Here is an 18,586-nt window from a genome sequence, read left to right on the forward strand (position 1 = left end):
ACATGGACATTGATGCAAACGAAGATGAACCATCCCTCGGTCCCGGGACCAAAGCGGTTGAGGTACCACTGCCGCCAGATGATGAGTCACCCATCGAAGAACAGATGGACGACGTGGATGCAAACAACTCAGTATCCAGTGAGCATCCAGATCCTGGCGGTGCGAACAGTGGATTGGGTATGCCCCGGGATGCTCAACTGAACGAAGGGGCTCAGATACCTGACGACCCGCCCAAACCTGATGGTCCGGGTTCCAGTCCCGGCCTTGGCAATGACAAGGAAAACCAGCGCTCCCCTGGAGTACCGGCTAGCGACCCTGAATCAGGGGTATGATAACTGCTCTCTCATCATCCCTATCAGCGCTTCGTTTTCCAGCGGTTTGCTGAGCAGGAAACCTTGCACTTCATGGCATTGGTCATCGCTAAGGAGGGCCAGTTGCTCAGCGGTCTCGACACCTTCGGCAGTTACCGTCATACCCATTGCGTTGCCAAGATTGATGATGGCCTGGACCACGCTACGGTCACTGCCGCTCTTGCCCAGATGCTGCACGAAGCGCTTGTCGATCTTGATGCTGTCGAACGGGTAGGTACGTAGGTAACCCAGAGAGGAGTAACCGGTCCCGAAGTCGTCCATGTTCAGGCGCACGCCTAGCTCCTTCAGTGCCTGCATGGTATGCAGAGCGCCTTCAACGTCGTTGAGCATGACGTTTTCAGTAATTTCCAGTTCCAGGCGATGGGCCGGCAGGCCGGTGGTGCGCAATGCGTCTCCGACGTCGCGAACGACATCGCTGCGGCTGAACTGGGCCGGCGACATGTTTACCGACACCATCACTGCCTGCGGCCAGCCGCGGGCTTTATCGCAGGCTTCCTGCAACACCCAGTTGCCAAGCAACACGATCAGGTCTGACTCTTCGGCCAGCGGGATGAACCGATCCGGGCGCAGCAGACCCAGGCGTGGGTGTTGCCACCTCACGAGGGCCTCAGCCGAGGCGAGCGAGACCCCGTCGACCTTGAAGCGCGGCTGGAAATGCAGCACAAGCTCGCCACTTGGTATGCCGTCGCGTAGTTCGCTTTCCAGCACACGCTTGTCCATCAATGCTGCATTCAGTTGCGCCGAAAAAAAGCGCCAGGTGTTTTTGCCCGCCTGCTTGGCGCTGTAAAGGGCCACGTCAGCGTAGCGGATCAAATCGGTTGGCGTACCGGGATACTCGGCCGACATCACGACACCAAGACTCACACCCACTTGAACACTATGCCCCTCGACTTGCATGGGTCGCCTGATTGCTTCGATCAAGCGGATGCAGAATCGGTCCATGTCCTTGTGATCCCCTGGCCGTGTCACTACGACGATGAACTCGTCGCCTCCCAGGCGGGCGACAAGGTCACTCTCGCGAGTAACCTGACTTAGGCGGCCGGCCACCTCGAGCAACACCGCATCGCCGGCCGGATGCCCCAGGCTGTCGTTGATCGGCTTGAAATTATCAAGATCCAGTATCAGCAGTGCTACCTGGAGGGGGCCAGTGCCGGTAATGGTTTGTTCGAGGAACCGGAACAGCTTGTTGCGATTCGGCAGCCCGGTAAGGGCGTCGTGCAAGGAGAGGTGCTGAATGTGGGCATGTGCGGCTACTTCGTCGGTGATGTCGCTGCAAGTGCCACGAAATCCGGTACAGACGCTCTGATCCACGATTGCGCGGGAAGCGATTGTGCAAATACGCTGTTGGCCAAGATGATCCTGGTACTGGCAGCGTAGGGTACCGGAAGAGCCTGTCGCAGCCAGACTATGAAGCCAGGTCTGGAGATGGCTGGTATCACACGACAGCAGCTCGGTAATCGGGCGCTGTCGCCATACGTCGACAGGATGCCCGGTCAGTTCGCTAAACCGGTCCGACAGGTAGGTTAGTCTCAGGAGCACATCGGTTTCCCAGATCCAGTCCGACGCGGCTTCGGCCACGGCCTTGAAGCGTTCTTCACTCGATTGCAGGGCAGCTCTGGAGATCTCAAGCGCACGGTGGCTACGATCGATCCTGGTGCTGGCCCGCATCGCATAGCGTGCAAACAAGGCAATGGTCAGCGCAATCAGGAGCACAGCGATAGCGAGGGGCGTGATGACTGTCTTGATCAATTGGGAACCAGGCTGCGGTAAATCCCAGGTAAGGGCGCGACCGATGCCTTCGAGTGCAAGAGCACCGCGCCCTTTACGCTGCTCGGTCGAATCGCTTACAGCCACGCCGGACAACCCCGCCGACTTGCCCAGTTCCCACAGCAGCTTAGGCGAAAGAACACGAATGAATACCATCACCGCCGTAGGTTCCGGCAGGTGGTGGGGTTGGGCCTGTGGACGTATCAGTGCAGCGCTGTACAACGATGGCAGGCCACGAAACATGATGTATCCCGAAGTCGCCTGGTCATGCTGCGCGGCTTGGCGAGCAAGGTGCAAGATCTTGCCAGTACTGTCGGTTAGCTGCTCAAGCCCCCGCTCGCTGAGCTGACCTTCCAGCATGGCGTACCGGGTACCGTCATCATCGAGCACGTATACCCCCTCGTACCCATCGGAGGTGAAGAGCGTGGCTCCTACATTATCCTCGATGTATGCCCAATGCGCGTCGACCTGTCTCCCCAGGTGATCGTAGGCGGCCTGCCAATCGGCGTGGGTCAGCAGAAACGTCCTGTCGTTCCTCTGCAGTTGGTTGATGGCCGAATCAGCATGGAAACGGCTTTGCTCCATTTGTTGAACATCGAGCGCCTCGGCGAGGCGGTAGAGGGAAAACAGCCCCAGCAACAGGGCTAACAACAAGATCAGGGAGAACACCAGGATGAGTTGCCCCACCACATGACTACGGGTCGACATTTCATTGTCAGCAAGCACGTCCATTGGTTCACCGTCGCGGTCGAGGTCTCCAAGGGTTGACCGGGGAGCCGGCTTGGAGGTCAATGGCGCTGACGACCGGTGGTGGGCGAAAGGCGTGGTTGATCGACCGACACTGGCAGCATTGCTTGGCACATCCACTGGTTTCATGCCCGCCACAGGTGAACTGCCAGGCCGGCCAGGGCGCAAGCGAACAGCACTTCGATCACGCCCCGCTTGAAGCGGAACAAAGCAATCGCAGCTGCAGCCGCAATAGCCGCGCATGGCCAGTCAAGCGCTCCACCAAAGCCTTTCGGCCAGAGCACGTGGTAGCCGAAGAACAGGGCGAGGTTCAGGATCACGCCCACTACTGCGGCCGTGATCCCTGTCAGCGGTGCGGTAAATTTGATCGCGTTGTGGGTCGACTCTACCAATGGCCCACCGATGAGAATGAACAAGAAAGACGGCAAAAAGGTGAACCAGGTGACGAGGCTCGCCGCGACGGCGCCAGCAAGGAATGGGTGTTCGCTCCCGAACATCGGATTGACGTAGCCACCGACGAAGCCGACGAAGGCGACCACCATGATCAGTGGCCCCGGTGTGGTTTCTCCCAAGGCGAGACCATCGATCATCTGGGTGGGTGTCAGCCACCCGTAGTGCCCTACAGCGCCTTGGTAGACATAGGGCAATACCGCATATGCACCGCCAAAAGTCATCAGTGCGGCCTTCGTGAAGAACCAGCCCATCTGCGTCAGGGTGCCGTCCCAGCCAAACGACAGTGACAGAAGTCCCAGGGGCAGGACCCAGAGCCCAGCACCTATCAGCAGCAGGCATACCAGATGCCTCAAGCTGAAACGGGCATGTTCGGGTGTTGGGGTATCGTCATCGATCAGGGCAGGGCCATAGCTGTTCTTCGCGCCCCCATGACCGCCACCGATCACGAATTTGCCTGGGGCGAAGCGACCACCCACGTAGCCGATGATGGCAGCCACCAGCACGATCAGCGGGAACGGCACGTTGAGGGCGAAGATCGCCACGAACGAGGCGCCGGCCATGGCCCACAGCCAAGCATTCTTCAGGGCTCGCGAGCCAATCCGGTGGGCTGCGTGGAGGACAATCGCCGTCACCGCCGGCTTGATGCCATAGAAAATCCCTGCGACTACCGGTACTTCGCCAAAAGCGACGTAGACCCACGACAAACCGATCAGGATGAACAGCGAAGGTAGCACGAACAACGCGCCGGCAATTACCCCGCCCCATGTGCGGTGCATCAGCCAGCCGATGTAAGTGGCCAGCTGCTGAGCTTCAGGGCCAGGCAGCAACATGCAGCAGTTCAGCGCGTGCAGAAACCGCTTCTCGCTGATCCACCGCCGGCGCTCAACCAGCTCCTGGTGCATGATCGAGATCTGCCCGGCGGGCCCGCCAAAACTGATGAAGCCCAATTTGAGCCAGAACAGGAAGGCTTCATAGAGGCTAATCGGCTGCAGAGTCGCTTGCGATGGCGGCTGCTTGCTCACTGCAGAGGTGGTCTCAGCCATTTGGGGTTTCCTCAATCGCGAAAGCCGTCAGCAGGCCATCAAAGATGCCTCCGGCGACCATTGTCAGTTGATCGTCATCGCCAATGCTCTCTCTCAGGCCGGCGAGGACACGCTCGATACCGGGTGCTTCGGAAGGTTGGTATCCCCCAACATCCAGGTAGTGGATAACACCTGCCAGGCGTGCCAAGCCTGGCTGCTGAACGGCAAAGCTCTCAATGAGGGTTTCGAAGGAAACACGGTGGCCGACGTGGCTGAACATGGCCCCATCAAAATCGAAGCCGAGCGCATCGCTTGGGCAGTCACCTGGACTGTCCAGCCAAATGAATCGGGCGTCGGGATCGATGAAGCGACGGATCAGCCAGGCACATGCCAACCGGTCTACCCATGGGCGCTTTCGCGTTGCCCATCGGCGACCTTGGTATTCGCTGCGTTCCAGCTGGCTGATGGCCTCATCGTGTGCCCTCGGCTCATCGGGGGACAGTGCACGGCTAATCGAGGTCTCAAGCGCCTGCAGGGCCAAATCGGCTTGTGCCTTGAGCACGCCTGGGAAGAAGTCGATCGCCGCCAACTGACCGAAAGCCTTCCTGAGCTTGCGCACCTGCCGGGCTATCTGCAGTGCATTATCCGGGGACAGGTCAGCCCGCCAGCCTGCAATTTCCTCCAGCAGCTTTTCGTACTCATCGCTTCTGTCGAATAGCCCGCTGAAACGCTCCTCGCGCTCAGACAGCGACAGCAGAAATGCCGTGCCGTTGATGGCCAGCACATCTCGCTGCACGGCTTGAAACGCTTCACGGCCCACGCTTTTTTCAGGCAGCAGGTATACGCCATCCCGTAAAACTGCCGCACCAGAGGCCTTCAGGGTTCTCCAAGCGCGCATTCGCTCGGTAGCGTTCGCCGTGGGCAAACCAAGGATCAAAAGCGACCAATCAAGCATGTAGAGATCTCAACATAAAATGTTTATCTATTTACATTATGCAAGACCCACAGAAAAGCAATCCAACACAGGCGGAAGTGGCGTTGGTCAATATCTTCATGAATGCGCGTGACGCGCTCATCGGCCGCAAGCGCCCGCACGTGTTCATTGCTTGCGCGCAGGGTGAGGCAAGTTCTCGATGGCCCGACCGGCGTGGGGTGAGGTTGCGAGGCTGTCCTGCCTCTGGGCTTGACAGTCTAAGCGTGTTTGCAACGCCCGTAGCAACGTTGATTAGCGCCACTGATCCGGCTCAAGACGTGACGCATTGAACACTCAAACCTGAGTGAACGCCTGAACAGGGTAGGGCAACTTTTCTGTCGCCCCTCACTTTCAGGGAGTTCAACATGAAAGCAATCGTGTACAACGGCCCACGTGACGTAGCGGTCAAGGATGTGCCGGACGCAAAAATCGAAAAGCCTACGGATGTGCTGGTACGCATCACGACGACCAACATCTGCGGTTCTGATTTGCACATGTACGAAGGCCGCACCTCATTTGAAGCCGGGAGAGTGTTTGGCCACGAAAATCTCGGTGAGGTCATCGAGGTTGGGGCAGGGGTCGACCGGGTCAAGGTCGGTGATCGGGTCTGCCTACCTTTCAATATCGGCTGTGGGTTCTGTGAGAACTGTGAAAAAGGCCTCCCTGGGTTTTGCCTTACAGCGAACCCTGGTGCTGCGGGCGCCGCTTACGGTTTTGCCGACATGGGCCCTTATCAGGGCGGGCAGGCTGAGCTGCTGCGTGTGCCTTATGCGGACTTCAACTGCTTGATACTGCCGGAGGACGCCCAGGAGCGTGAAGACGACTACGTCATGCTCTCGGATATTTTTCCCACCGGTTGGCATGCAACAGAACTGGCCGGCCTGCTTCCGGGTGAGAGCATTGCGATTTACGGCGCGGGGCCTGTCGGCCTGATGGCGGCCCATTCGGCAATCATCAAAGGCGCGTCTCAGGTGTTCGTCATCGACAACCAACCGGATCGGCTGCAACTTGCCGCGCAGCTGGGGGCAACCCCAATCAATGCAGTCGAGCAAAAAGCAGTCGAAGAGATCATGAACCTTACCCACGGCAAAGGCACCGACCGGGGCTGTGAGTGCGTGGGCTACCAGTGCTGCGACAAGCATGGCCATGAAGCGAACTACCTCACCATGAACAACCTGGTCGCTTCCACCAAGGCTACCGGTGGCATTGGCGTAGTAGGCGTGTTCGTGCCTGAAGACCCTGGTGCGAAGAACGACTTGGCGAAAGAGGGCAAGATGGCCTTCGATTTCGGTGCGTTCTGGTTCAAGGGCCAGCAGATCCGCACAGGTCAGGCGAACGTGAAGGCCTACAACCGTCGTCTTGCAGAGCTCATCCAGCATGGGCGTGCCAAGCCTTCCCAGATTATCTCTCATCGTTTGAAGCTTGCTGAAGGCCCAGATGCCTACAAGCACTTCGATGCGCGGGATGATGGCTGGACGAAAGTGGTGCTCAAGCCTGCGGCGTGATCCGCTCTCACTGCTTCCAAGGACGGAAGTTTGGTGAGAAGGGCAACCTGCATGTATTAGAAGCAACCCTCACCGGCTTGTCAGTGCGTTATCACCCGGCAATTTCCAGTTGTGTGTTCTTCCGCCATCCTCGCAGATTCATGGCGCAAGCGAGACGGTTCAACGCAGATGATGTCTGGCGTCATCGTTCAGGATGGCAGCCCCCGATAGCCATTGCAGCCTTGAGGGCTGCCAGGTGAGTCAGGCCCTGCGGAAGGTTGCCCAGATATTGCCCAGTCTGCGCATCGATCATCTCCGAGTAGATGCCTACCCCGTGTGATAGCCCTTTCAAAGCATCTGCATAGGCGGCTACGGCGCGATCCTGGTTACCCAGAATGGCCCAGGCTTCGATCAACCAGAATGTGCAGGCCAGGAAGCAACCTTCCTCTTCCTCTGCATCGGTGTAGCGATAATGGAAAGCTCCGGCCCTAAGATCATGATCAATGGCTTCCAGTGTGCTGCCCATACGTTCTTTACTGGGGTAACCGAACCTGACAGCCAGTGCCAGTGAAGCGTCAAGTCGGTCGCTGTCTGGATAGAACAGGTACGCCTGGCGTTCTTCGCTCCAGCAGTGCGCCTCGATCCATGCCTGGATGCGCTGCCGCTCGCGATCCCAGCGTTCCCGGCAGGTGGTGGGAAGGTGGCCACCATCTGCCAGTTCGATGGCCCGGCTCAAGGCTTGCCAGCAACTGATCTTGGACATCGTGTAGTGCTGCTTTTCCGGTAACTCCCAGATACCGGCGTCCTGCTGACGCCAACAGCCGGCGCATTGGTCGGCAAGGTCTGAGAGGAGCATTGCGCTCGGAGAATCAAGAATGTTGCCGCTGTCGATGAAGCAGCGCGCTGTTTCGAAGATATCGCCGAAGACGCCGTGTTGGAGTTGGTCGCGGGCATCATTGCCGACGACTGGCGGGGAGTTCTTGTAGCCAGGCAGATCGACGGGGCGCACGCAATCACCGATAGCACCGTCCAGGGTATAAAACACCCGTGGCCCATGTTCATCCAACCGGCGCAGTAGCCAAGTGAACGCAGCTTTGGCTTCCGGCTGCGCGCCGATACCCAGAAACGCTTCGATGGTGTAGCCGGCATCGCGTTTCCAGGCGAAGCGGTAATCGTAGTTCTTGCTGCCGCCAATCCGTTCGGGAAGGGATGAGGTCGCTGCCGCCATGATCGACCCACTTGGAGAGGACAGCAGAAGCTTGAGGGCCAGCGTATTGCGGACTACTTGGGTCTGGTACGGGCCGTCATAGACCAACCCCTTCGACCATTGGCACCACTCCCGATGCGAGCCGTCGATGCGTTCATCGATCAGGGCCAATGGGGGTACCACCAAGGGCTCATCTCGTCCTGCGATGATTGCGACCACTGAGCGTTGTCCTGCTGCAAGGCTAAGGACAGCACGGACGCCCATGTCGTCTTTGCGTTCGATGTGCACATGATGGTCGTGCAGGAACATGCCGAGTATTCGGCCCGCATGAAAAACGCAGGCATTGTCATTCGGCGCCACGTAGGGGCTTACCGTGTCGGCCTGGGTTCCGAAGTCGATAGCTATCACGAAATCGACTTTACCCTCGATACCTTCGATGCGTCTGGCAAGTTCGGCCCAAGGCAGGCGTCCAGCAGGGCCACTGTTCAAGGATTCCGTCAGCCGGGCACGACCCTGACGGGTAATGAAAATTGTCTCAAGAACGTTGCTGTCTGCCAGGTAGCGGCGCTCAGCAACGAATGGCTCGCTAGGGGTGATGGCAAAGAAGCCTCCAGTCTGAGGGGCCAGCAACTTGTCGAACAGGGGGGGTGAATCCATGTGCGGCACACACCACCAGTCGATGGAACCGTCCAGTCCAATCAGTGCCACGGAACGTCCATCCCCGAGCGCACCATACTGCTCCAGGGGCAACCATCCACCCTCATCTCGCTGAGGTTTGCCCTGTTGGACTTCTGCCGGTTCTCTTTCCATCGGTATGCCTACCAGATCATGTGTTCTGCTTCCGACATGGCTACCTGGCGTCTGGTTCGTCTGAATTGAGTACTGAGCAATCGGGGGCAATTCGGGATGAGCGAGGAGCGGCCCCGTGCCTTACTCGGCAGGAATGATCGAAATCTTTCCGTTGCGTTCGACGATAGCGAACTTCACCTGCTCAATCCTCTCGATGCCTTGGCTGTCCCGCGCTGATTCAAGGATATCGTCCTCCGTGAGGCGTGCCCGACGCATGCGGTGATGCAGAAAGCGCCCATTCTCGACAACCAAGGTAGCGTGCCCATCCAGAAACCTGGCCAAGGGCCTGGAGTTCAGCTTCGCGAGTGAAAGGCCGACGTCCAGAACGATCAGCGTGGCAATCACCAGCATGGCATTGGTGAATGAAAAATCGTCACCCAGAAGCGCCTGCTGGGTGGCTTCCCCGATGATCAGCAACAACACGAAGTCGAAGGTCGTCAAATCGGCCAGCGAGCGCCGCCCGGCCACGCGAAACAGCAGCATGAGGGCGACGTACATTCCGGCTGCGCGGAGGATCGAGTCCATGACGCACTCCTAGGGGTAAAGGAATGTGGAGAAGTGAACGGCGCTTTCAGGGCCAGCCTTGACGCTGCACTCCAGAGTCCCCACGTGCTCACTTCGTAGGGTCAGGTACAGGGTGGCGACCCCATCGTGCTTGGTACCCAGCTGGAACAGCATGGCCTGGCCATGCGACATCGAACGTTGCGGCTCCGGTTGTAACGTCTCGATGCTGGCGTCACGGAGCAATGATCCCTCGAGTTGCAGCTCCACCGGCTGACCAGGAATACCCTGAACGGTGATGAAAAGGCTGTCTGTCGTGCCGCTTCGGCTGAGGCGTTGATACTCAACCCGTACCCGGCCATCCTGGCTGACCACCTCGGCATCGCTCAACGGGCCATTACCGAACAGGCCTGCCAAGGCAAGCAGTACGATGGCCACAAGCACATACCATCCCACGCGCTCGAAGCGCCAGACACGCTGCTGCATCGGCATGTCTTCTTGAACAGGATGACGCCTGGATAGCAGTTCATCTTCCGACATGATCACAGCCCTCAGGCGCGCTCGCCGCGTAACCAGCGCTGGTGATAGTGGGAAAGCCGGGTCAACCCGAACAGCGCGCCTTGGCGCATGACCTCAGACCGCTCGCCGAAGAAACGTTGAGTGCGCGTGAAAACGGCAACGGGGTCGCCGGCAAAAGCCCACGCAAAGCACATCGTCCCCGGTGGTATCCCGGACTCGGGCGCCGGCCCGGCTACCCCGGTGGTGGCGATCACCACATTGGCATCGCTGTCTCGCAAGGCGCCCAAGGCCATTTCCCGGGCTACTGCTTCGCTGGTCAGGCCGTATCGCTCGATGGTTTCGGCGCTGACCCCCAGCAGGCGTTTCTTGGCGCTGGGCGAGTAGACGACATAGCCGCTTTCCAGCACCTCTCCGGTACCCGGTATCGCCGCCAACAACGCCACAAGGCAGCCTGCAGTGCATGATTCTGCTGTGCTCAGAACCAGTTTGTTGTTTTTGAGATAGCCGAGAGTGGCCAGTACAGGGTCGTTTTCCATTCCAGCGTCGACTCGCTTGTTTTGCGGTGGACGCGATCCTGGTGTGTTTGGTTCATCTCATCTACTGCCCGGCTATCTCGAGAAGTGAACCTGACATGAACTTTGCCCGTGCTTTGGCTTCCCTTGTTCAAAGGCAAAGGACAGGAGCGCAAGATGAAGAAACAGAGCAACAGGCAAGAGGACGCCGCGCAGACGAGGCCGCCCGGCGAAGAGGAGCGAGATAACGATGCCCATCGTCCGGATGGGTCCACCGGCACATCCCATGACTCGACAGCGCAAAAAACGGCCCGTGATCACGATCAGCACAAACGCTGAAACTGCCACGCTAAAGGGGGTGAGGCTCGCCAGCACGGCGAGCCTCTTTTGGCTAGAGGATCGGTTTGCCACCCGTCACTGCGTAACGTGAGCCACTGATGTAACTGGCCTCGTCGGAGCCCAGCAGCACGTAGATCGGCGCGACCTCCACCGGTTGACCGGGGCGCCCCATCGGGTAGCTGGAACCAAAGTTCTTGACGGCCTCGTCCGGCATGGTGGCCGGAATCAAAGGCGTCCAGATAGGGCCTGGCGCGACGCTGTTGACCCGAATACCTTTCTTGCCTAGCAGCTGAGCAAGGCCCGCAGTGAAGTTGGCAATGGCCCCCTTGGTCGTGGCATAGGCAAGCAGGCTGGGGGATGGATCGTCGGAATTGACCGAGCTCGTGTTGATGATCGAACTGCCCTTGGGCATGGAAGGCAGTGCCGCCTGGCAAATACGGAAGATGGCGGTGATGTTGGTATCGAAGGTCTTGACCCATTCGTCATCGTCAATTTCCTCCAGGGTCTCGTGGGACATCTGGAACGCCGCGTTGTTGACCAGGATGTCGATACGCCCGAACTGGCTGACGGTCTTTTCAACGATGTCGTAGCAGTGCTGTTTATGCGCCAGGTCTCCGGGCAACAGAAGGCATTGACGGCCTGCGGCCTCGACGCAGCGTGCGGTTTCTTGCGCGTCGTCATGCTCATTCAGATAAGCGATGGCGACGTCGGCTCCTTCACGGGCGTAGGCAATCGCTACTGCCCGCCCGATGCCGCTGTCGGCTCCGGTGATGAGTGCAATCTTGCCTTCGAGTCGATTGTGGCCGGTATACGACTGCTCACCACAATCCGGGTAGGGCTCCATCTTGCGCTGTGAGCCGGGGACATTTTGTGGCTGTGAAGGGAAGGGCGGGGTAGGGAAGTCTCGCATGGTAAAAGCTCCTGCAGTTGAGAACGTTCATACCGGTTCGAAAGGCCTGGCCTGTGTGTGTTGGTTTCAATCTGCGGTTGGTACGACGAGCGGTGCGGGCTATCAATTCAATTGAATTCCATGCCCCATCGCCTGTTCTACCGAATTCAGCTCCAGGCTCATCCCGTAGCTCGGAGCCCTACTCCCGGAGCAGCGAGTGCCTCGAATCATTACCCCTACGACCCCTGAGCACGAGATCAGCGAACACAATGCCAGGATGTTTGGCTCTCCCAAGGAGCGTCTGGATTTTTACCGGCGGGAAATCCAGTACGAAACCAGCATCCTCGCCAACCGCACGGACGCCTACCTGGCGGCGCAGTCATTCCTGGTCATCGCCTTCGTCTCCTCCATGGGCAACCTCAATCAAGGATGGGGCGAGATGTTCACCCTGATCGTACCGGCGTTCCTTGCCTTGCTCGGGGTATTGAGCTCGCTCAACGCCTGGCCTGGCATCCGCGCGGCGTACAACATCATCGATCACTGGCAGCTCAAACAAAGTCATTTGCTGCGCAGCGAGCCATTGATGGGACTGGCTTACGACGAATCGCCGCTGTTCTGCGAGGCGGAAACCTCGCGTGCCGGGCATCGAAAGTCATTGCTGTTCTCGCTACGGACGCCGTGGATCTTTCTGGTGTTCTGGGTGCTATTGGGTAGCTACTCGGTATACATCCAGCTGGCCTGAACACGTTTGCGTGAAAACATGGAGATAACGTTTTGAAGACTGAGGGATTACTGACCGAGCTCCTCAATGCCCGTGGGCCGTGGCGGGCAGGACGAATAGCCCCGGCGCGCCGTCTATACGCAGTGGCTTACCACCTGCCATTTCGATGGAATTATTTGTTCCCTGGTTTGCTCAATAACGCATGACCAGGGAGGGAATTCTGGTGGTCGGTGCTACCTAAGGGGCCTGAGACCTGCATTCCATCAACGTGCTGGAGGTGTTGCCATGCAGCCTAAAACCGAAGGCTCTGAAGAGAAAGGCCCAAGCGACGTACCCTTCATCAACGATCCGGAAAAGCCCACGTCGCCGCCACTGAATGACGCTGATGCCACGGATGCAGCGGAGGCTGAAGAAGACATTCAGGACGATGGCCAATCCCTTTAGAGAGGAGAACCAGCCGATGGACAATTATCACCTCAGCCCGACTTCGGATGGCTGGGAATTGAAGAAAGCCGGTGCTGAGCGAGCCTCGAAACGAGCCGCCACGAAGCAGGAGCTCGTCAGTGTCCTGGCAGATTTCTTCGAGGGCAAGGCGGCGTCCGTGTAGATTCACAAGGCGGACGGCACGCTCGAGGAGGAACGCACCTACCCACGTTCAGCTGACCCGCGCCGTAGCAAAGGTTGAAGACTATAACTGCCTGTGACCTCGGCATTGAGGTCACAGATGCCCAGGGCGTGTTTAGATGGTGGCTAGCGCTGCTGGTTATCTCGAGCAGCTTCATCATCACGCTTCTCACGAGGAGCCTGGTGGTGAGGAGCGCATTCGCTGCCCATCGCCTGATACGCCTTACGAAGTTGATGGATTTCCCGGTTATCGAGCGCTTCGAGATCCAATACTGACTGCTCCGCAGATTTTGTAGCGCGGATCAGTTCGGCGAGCTTCACGTGGATGATGTCGTTATCCCGGTTCTGGGTGTTCTGAATCAGGAAAACCATCAGGAATGTGATGATGGTGGTCGACGTGTTGACGATCAGTTGCCAGGTATCGTTGTAGTGAAACCAGGGCCCAGAGGCAGCCCACATGGCAATCAACACCACGGCGATCAAAAAGGTGCTCGGCTTACCGGCGTGGTTGGCGAGCCATTGGCAGAACTGGGCGAATTTCATGACGTCATCTCCATTGCGATCTATAGGGTTTGACCGCAGCGGCGCGCTGAAATCTTTTTTTACATTTACCCCAGGTATCGGGTTAACCACTAAGCGCAGCGGAACGACGTGGCGTCCTGGAACGTCAAAAAAATACTCGAAATCTTCCCAAGGCTTCTGCGCACATGACCTTCATCGTCTGGTTCGCCATGCTGGGCGCAGTCTTGCTGCTGCTCGCACTCTCATCCTCCTATTTGCGCTGGATCCCTGTGACCTCATCCGTAGTGTGCCTTGCCCTGGGTATCGGGCTGGGTACATCGGGGCTGGGTTTTCTTCAACTGGACTTGAGCAAGTCGAGCGGGTGGATGGAGCACCTCACAGAGGTCGCGGTGTTGTTCTCGCTGTTCTTCAGTGGCTTGAAATTGCGCCTGCCCTTGCACAACCGCCGTTGGTGCAGCGCCTTTTTTCTAGCGGGGCCGGTGATGTTGATCTGCATCGGTGGGGTAACGCTGGTGCTGCATTACGGCCTCAGCTTGGGGTGGGGAGTCTCGCTATTGATCGGGGCGATACTCGCACCCACTGACCCCGTGCTCGCAACCCTGGTGCAGGTGGTTGATGCCCAGGACGATGATCTTGTCCGCTTCAGCTTGTCGGGTGAGGCAGGGCTCAACGACGGCGTGGCGTTTCCCTTCGTCATGCTTGGACTGTTCCTGCAACTGGACAATGGCCAGCCTTGGTTCAGTGACTGGTTGCTCAAGGACATGCTGTGGGCAGTAACCGCAGGCCTCTTGCTTGGCTACTGGATGGGGCGCGGCCTGGGCAAACTCACGCTGTTCTTGCGTCTGCGCAACGACGACAGCACTGTCTCGCCCGATGACTATCTGGCCCTTGCCCTGATTGCGTTGACGTACGTGAGCGCCGAGTCGATACAGGCCTATGGGTTCCTCGCGGTGTTCGCTGCGGGCCTCGGTTTACGGCAGGCGGAGGTCAAGACCGCCAATAGCCCAGAAGGGCCGGCTGCTGAACATCTGGTACAGCCTGTGGTTGGTCACCAGCACGTGGCGCCGGAGCTAGCCGTCAAAGGCGATGTGAAAGGGCTCGACGACTCGCAGGTAGCAGCGGGGATCATGTTGGGTGACATGCTGGCTTTCGGAAGCATGATCGAACGGGCAATGGAAGTGTTTCTGGTGACCCTGCTCGGGGTAGTGCTCATTGAGCATTGGGACTGGCGGGCAGTGCTGGTTGCCAGCGCTTTGTTTTTTGTCATTCGCCCCATCAGCATCCTGCTGTTCCCGGCTCGAGGAATGCTGGATATCCGCCAGCGCGGGCTTTTAGGGTGGTTTGGCATTCGAGGTATCGGCAGCTTCTATTACTTGTTCTATGCCCTCAATCATGGGCTGCTTCCCACCTTGGCCGAGCAGAGCATCAACCTGGTGCTGTCAGTGGTGGCGTTGAGCATTCTGCTGCATGGGTTGAGTGTCCAGCCGCTCCTTGCCAGATACGAAGCGTGGAAGGAGAGGGTTTCCTGATGGCTGTTCAACAGAAAAGTGCCAGGGCAGCTATTGCCCTGGCACTGTATCACCCGCAGTTAGCGATTTTCGCTACCGCGTCCGCCGCCGTGGCTGTTTTGCCCGCCTTTACGGCCTGCCTCGGAGGCACGCTCACGGTCGTTGGCAAAATTGCCGCCTGAACTCTGCCCGCCTTTGCGACCTGCCTCTGACGCTTTCTCGCGATCATTGGCAAAATTGCCAGGATTGTTCTGAGCAGTACCACCTTGATTGCCACGGTTGGTTTGGTTGTTAGCCATGATCTTTCACCTCATGTCGTCACACAGGAAAGTCTGTGTTCAACTCGGACGTCAGGGCGCGGGGTGTTTACTTCGTGTTTTTTCGCCGAGGCCGACGGGTTGCGCGAAAGAACCGGTGCAAGTGTGTGTGGCGTCATTAAGCTTTGCTCGCGAACATTTGGGAAGGATCAAGCTTGGCGCCGACCTTCCAGCCAGGCCGGCGTGGTTAAGCGACCTTCTGGGCGCATCGACGCCGCTGACACGCTATACTGAATCCCTGAGAGCGGTAGCAGGGGAAGGCTATCACCCGGTTAATCGCACGAGCTCGTCAGCAGAGTAGGGATCGAACGTGATTTCGCAATGAAACCACGCTCATTCCTCTGTAAGTAGAGCTCCCGCTAGCTATCCCTGCGTCGTGAGTGTGTGAGTGTATAACCCACAAGGATTCCCAGTGCCGCTGCGCCGATCAGCAGCGGCGTCTTGTCGTTTGCCTCCCTCCAGCCTCCGACGATACCCCTCCTGCCACTTGGAGGCTCAAAAAGGTTGCCTGATGATGCTTCGGCTGTGGGGCTGCGATTTATCCCCCAGCGCGTCAGCTTCCCTGACAACAGAGGCAGCCCTGGTATCAGGTAGCTGGCCAAATGCGCGATGCGCGCTGCGGCGCCAACGGTGGTGTGAGCCCGAGGCGAGATTGCGCAGGCCACCATAGCCTTTGCCACCCTCTCGGGATCGTATACGGGGCCTGGCGGTCTCAGTGTATGTCCGGTGTAGTTGCCGCCGTCTCGGAAGCCTGGTGTGTCCATGACTGCTGGATAGATATCGCAGACATGGATGTCGGGATATTCAGTCAACTCGCCTCGCAATGCCTCGGTCAGTCCACGCAAGCCGAACTTGCTCGCCGAATAAGCGGCGGCATAGGGTTGGGCCATCCAGCTGCCCAGCGACAGCGTGTTGATGAGAATGCCGCTGCCCTGTGCCTTGAAGAAGGGAAGGGCGACGTAGGCGCCTCGCAGATATCCGATCAGATCTGTCTGGATGACCTGCTCGTGTGCCTCCAACGGCGTTTCTTCAAACTTGCCGACCGCGCCGACCCCGGCATTGTTGACCCAGATATCGATTCGTCCATGGCCAAAGTCTGCGGCCTGAGCAGCCAGCGCTTGAACCTGATCGCTGTGGGTGACATCGGTCATGATAGCTATGGCATCCGTACCACAATCGGTGCATTCATCCAGGACGTCGAACAACGCCTCTTCGTCGCGTGCTGCGAGTACCAGGCGAGCACCTTTGCACGCAAAGGCATGCGCGGCGGCCCGGCCTATACCGCTGGATGCGCCGGTGATGACCACAACCTTGCCGCCCAGAGGCCCTTTGAGCGTAGCGCCACGGTCAGGTGCTTCTCGTTCCGCACCCGAAGCGGCGGGGTCAAGGTGGGCAATGGTGTCGCTGGCCTCGATCTGCGAGAGCTCAAGGGAGGTACCATCGACCAGGGTCAATGTCAGCCCTTCGATCGTGCCTGCCTCCCGGTTTGGAAATACGGGCTCACCTGCGGCATCCAGGCTGTCGTAGATGAAGCGCGTACCTTCGAGCCAGCCCACGGCGGTGAGAAGCTCAGGGCCGAGGTAATACTTCCCGTCTTGAAAGAAGCCTGGAAACTGATGTGCCCGCTCCACGTTTTCCACGCGATAGCGTTCGCCGGATTTCATGCCTGTCGCTTGATCGATCATCTGACAGCCTCCTGTAGGGTCAGCCTTTGCTGTGCTCGTCGGAAGGGCCCAAGGTGCCCGCTGCCGCGCCTGGCACCAGGATCACCTTGCGGCAGTTATCCTCTTTCTGATCGAACATCTTGTAGCCCATGGCCGCTTCTTCGAGGGCCAGGCGGTGGGTGACGATCAGCTCTGGTTTCAGGCGCCCTGCTTCGATGTGCTGCAGCAGTTCGGGCAAGTATTTCTGGACATGGGTCTGGCCCATTTTGAAGGTGAGTCCCTTGTCGAAGGCATCGCCGAACATGAAGGCGTGGATGAAGCCGGCGTACACCCCCGGGACACTGACAACGCCGCCGCGACGCACTGCAGCAATGCTCTGGCGCAGCGCCTTGCCACTGCTGCCTTCGATCTTCAGCGCCGTCATCACCGTTTCGGCAGTGCTGCCTTTGGCCTCGAAACCGACCGCATCGATCACTGCATCGACGCCGCGCATGCCTGGCGTCTGGCGGATGATGCTGTCTGCGGGGTCGTCGTCCTGCTCGAAGTTGATCGGTATGACGCCGTAGGCCTCTCGGGCGTAGGCCAGGCGGTAATCGTTGTCATCGACCATGAAGATGGTCTGAGCCCCGAGCATTCGCGCACAGGCGGCGCTCAGCAAGCCGACTGGCCCGGCGCCGTAGATGGCTACCGATGAACCCTGGCCAATCTCGGCATTGATGACCGCCTGCCAAGCGGTTGGAAGAATATCCGAGAGGAACAGTACCTTGTCATCGCCCAGCTCGGTGGGCACTTTGAACGGGCCGACGTTGCCCTTGGGAACCCTGACGTAGTCAGCCTGGCCACCAGGAATACCGCCATAGAGATGGCTGTACCCGAACAGCGCTGCGCCTGGGGGAATGCCCTTCTTGTTGATGATCGCGCCACGGCCTGTGTTGGTGGTTTCACAGGCAGCGAACAGGTCGTGCTGGCAGAAGAAACAGCTGCCGCAAGCGATCACGAAGGGAATCACTACGCGGTCGCCGATCTGCAGATTGGTGACGGCACTGCCGGTATCTTCGACGATGCCCATGAACTCATGGCCGAAGATATCGCCCGCTTCGGTTTCTGGAATTTTGCCTCGGTAGAGGTGCAGGTCAGAGCCGCAAATGGCTGTGGCGGTGACCCTGAGGATGATGTCGTCTTCCTGCTCAATGATGGGATCGGGGACGTTATCGACCCTGACGTCGTGTGCTCCGTGGTAGGTCAATGCTCGCATAAGGTCAGCTCCTGCAGTCGTTTTTCCGTGATAGGTATGCAGGGGAAGCCATGACAGATGGCAAAGTTCAGACCAACAAGTCCAGTGGTACTTAAAACTCATTCTCGACCCTACCATTTCAAGCTAACCCTTCCTGATCCCACCGCTATCGAACGATCTGAGCCCGTGCCAGAAGAGCCAGGCCGTTCAAACGAGGGGCGTGGCGATGGACGACAGGATGTTGGCATTCATGGTGTTCGCTGCCTCACGACCTGACGTGCTTGAGCAGGTACATAATATTCAGAGAAGGTGGGTCAGGTGGGCGATCTCGCACTTTTACATTTGAGTGCCCACGTTGGGGGC

Annotated in this window: 17 protein-coding genes and 2 pseudogenes; 7 read left to right on the forward strand and 12 right to left on the reverse strand. The window is 58.5% G+C overall.

Features of this window, described 5'->3' with window-relative positions; all coding sequences use genetic code 11:
* Window positions 1–2 precede the first annotated feature (2 nt).
* Window positions 3–332 carry a hypothetical protein gene (locus AC07XM_RS03580; RefSeq protein WP_080641019.1) on the forward strand — a complete coding sequence of 110 codons (330 nt, stop codon included), beginning with the start codon at window positions 3–5 and terminating at the stop codon, window positions 330–332.
* Here AC07XM_RS03580 and AC07XM_RS03585 read toward each other — a convergent pair.
* The 3 genes from AC07XM_RS03585 to AC07XM_RS03595 all read right to left on the reverse strand — a co-directional run bounded on the left by AC07XM_RS03585 (window position 321) and on the right by AC07XM_RS03595 (window position 5,315).
* Entirely contained in the window at window positions 321–2,870 is a 2,550-nt protein-coding gene (locus AC07XM_RS03585) for a bifunctional diguanylate cyclase/phosphodiesterase (RefSeq protein WP_102688886.1), read from the reverse strand. The two genes, AC07XM_RS03580 and AC07XM_RS03585, sit on opposite strands and share 12 nt — an antisense overlap.
* A gap of 140 nt (window positions 2,871–3,010) precedes the next feature.
* Window positions 3,011–4,381 carry a chromate efflux transporter gene (gene chrA, locus AC07XM_RS03590; RefSeq protein WP_102688887.1) on the reverse strand — a complete coding sequence of 457 codons (1,371 nt, stop codon included), beginning with the start codon at window positions 4,379–4,381 and terminating at the stop codon, window positions 3,011–3,013.
* Window positions 4,374–5,315, reverse strand: coding sequence for a chromate resistance protein ChrB domain-containing protein (locus AC07XM_RS03595; RefSeq protein ID WP_145914299.1), 942 nt, complete (start codon window positions 5,313–5,315; stop codon window positions 4,374–4,376). The genes chrA and AC07XM_RS03595 overlap by 8 nt, the downstream gene beginning before the upstream one ends.
* Before the next feature lie 383 nt (window positions 5,316–5,698).
* On the opposite strand from AC07XM_RS03595, the gene AC07XM_RS03600 reads away from it, so the two are divergent.
* The gene (locus AC07XM_RS03600; RefSeq protein ID WP_102688888.1) at window positions 5,699–6,838 is read left to right on the forward strand and encodes a glutathione-independent formaldehyde dehydrogenase; all 1,140 of its coding nucleotides are present in this window, start codon (window positions 5,699–5,701) and stop codon (window positions 6,836–6,838) included.
* A gap of 181 nt (window positions 6,839–7,019) precedes the next feature.
* Here the strand turns inward: AC07XM_RS03600 and AC07XM_RS03605 are convergent, their stop codons facing one another.
* From AC07XM_RS03605 to AC07XM_RS03620, 4 genes are all read right to left on the reverse strand, one after another.
* Window positions 7,020–8,774, reverse strand: coding sequence for a glycoside hydrolase family 15 protein (locus tag AC07XM_RS03605; RefSeq protein ID WP_102688889.1), 1,755 nt, complete (start codon window positions 8,772–8,774; stop codon window positions 7,020–7,022).
* A gap of 180 nt (window positions 8,775–8,954) precedes the next feature.
* The gene (locus tag AC07XM_RS03610; protein WP_054888264.1) at window positions 8,955–9,398 is read right to left on the reverse strand and encodes a DUF421 domain-containing protein; all 444 of its coding nucleotides are present in this window, start codon (window positions 9,396–9,398) and stop codon (window positions 8,955–8,957) included.
* A 9-nt stretch (window positions 9,399–9,407) separates the two neighbouring features.
* Window positions 9,408–9,914 (reverse strand): hypothetical protein, encoded by a 507-nt coding sequence (locus tag AC07XM_RS03615; RefSeq protein WP_024717777.1) that lies wholly within the window; start codon window positions 9,912–9,914, stop codon window positions 9,408–9,410.
* Between the two features lie 11 nt (window positions 9,915–9,925).
* Window positions 9,926–10,429, reverse strand: a complete 504-nt coding sequence (locus AC07XM_RS03620) for a CinA family protein (protein ID WP_054888265.1) — start codon at window positions 10,427–10,429, stop codon at window positions 9,926–9,928.
* Window positions 10,430–10,582: 153 nt separating this feature from the next.
* Between AC07XM_RS03620 and AC07XM_RS03625 the strand changes: the two genes are divergently transcribed.
* Window positions 10,583–10,744, forward strand: coding sequence for a hypothetical protein (locus tag AC07XM_RS03625; RefSeq protein ID WP_016486359.1), 162 nt, complete (start codon window positions 10,583–10,585; stop codon window positions 10,742–10,744).
* A gap of 52 nt (window positions 10,745–10,796) precedes the next feature.
* On the opposite strand, the gene AC07XM_RS03630 is transcribed toward AC07XM_RS03625, so the two are convergent.
* On the reverse strand, window positions 10,797–11,654 hold the full coding sequence (locus AC07XM_RS03630; protein WP_016486360.1) for a glucose 1-dehydrogenase: 858 nt from the start codon (window positions 11,652–11,654) through the stop codon (window positions 10,797–10,799).
* Between the two features lie 196 nt (window positions 11,655–11,850).
* On the opposite strand from AC07XM_RS03630, the gene AC07XM_RS03635 reads away from it, so the two are divergent.
* The 3 genes and pseudogenes from AC07XM_RS03635 to AC07XM_RS03645 all read left to right on the forward strand — a co-directional run bounded on the left by AC07XM_RS03635 (window position 11,851) and on the right by AC07XM_RS03645 (window position 13,039).
* On the forward strand, window positions 11,851–12,375 hold the full coding sequence (locus AC07XM_RS03635; protein ID WP_016486361.1) for a hypothetical protein: 525 nt from the start codon (window positions 11,851–11,853) through the stop codon (window positions 12,373–12,375).
* A 264-nt stretch (window positions 12,376–12,639) separates the two neighbouring features.
* Entirely contained in the window at window positions 12,640–12,798 is a 159-nt protein-coding gene (locus tag AC07XM_RS03640) for a hypothetical protein (RefSeq protein ID WP_016486362.1), read from the forward strand.
* Between the two features lie 16 nt (window positions 12,799–12,814).
* Window positions 12,815–13,039 (forward strand): annotated as a pseudogene (locus tag AC07XM_RS03645) (DUF2188 domain-containing protein).
* Window positions 13,040–13,104: 65 nt separating this feature from the next.
* Here the strand turns inward: AC07XM_RS03645 and AC07XM_RS03650 are convergent.
* Entirely contained in the window at window positions 13,105–13,521 is a 417-nt protein-coding gene (locus tag AC07XM_RS03650; protein ID WP_016486364.1) for a low affinity iron permease family protein, read from the reverse strand.
* Window positions 13,522–13,685: 164 nt separating this feature from the next.
* Here AC07XM_RS03650 and AC07XM_RS03655 point away from each other — a divergent pair, with 164 nt between their 5' ends.
* Window positions 13,686–15,029 (forward strand): cation:proton antiporter, encoded by a 1,344-nt coding sequence (locus AC07XM_RS03655; protein WP_016486365.1) that lies wholly within the window; start codon window positions 13,686–13,688, stop codon window positions 15,027–15,029.
* A 59-nt stretch (window positions 15,030–15,088) separates the two neighbouring features.
* Here the strand turns inward: AC07XM_RS03655 and AC07XM_RS03660 are convergent.
* The 3 genes and pseudogenes from AC07XM_RS03660 to AC07XM_RS03670 all read right to left on the reverse strand — a co-directional run.
* Window positions 15,089–15,283 (reverse strand): annotated as a pseudogene (locus tag AC07XM_RS03660) (con-10 family general stress protein); the annotation flags it as partial.
* A gap of 401 nt (window positions 15,284–15,684) precedes the next feature.
* The gene (locus AC07XM_RS03665; protein ID WP_016486367.1) at window positions 15,685–17,010 is read right to left on the reverse strand and encodes an SDR family oxidoreductase; all 1,326 of its coding nucleotides are present in this window, start codon (window positions 17,008–17,010) and stop codon (window positions 15,685–15,687) included.
* A gap of 19 nt (window positions 17,011–17,029) precedes the next feature.
* Window positions 17,030–18,244, reverse strand: coding sequence for a zinc-dependent alcohol dehydrogenase (locus AC07XM_RS03670; protein WP_016486368.1), 1,215 nt, complete (start codon window positions 18,242–18,244; stop codon window positions 17,030–17,032).
* Between the last annotated feature and the right edge of the window lie 342 nt (window positions 18,245–18,586).

This window comes from Pseudomonas sp. GW460-LB5 (assembly GCF_059423245.1).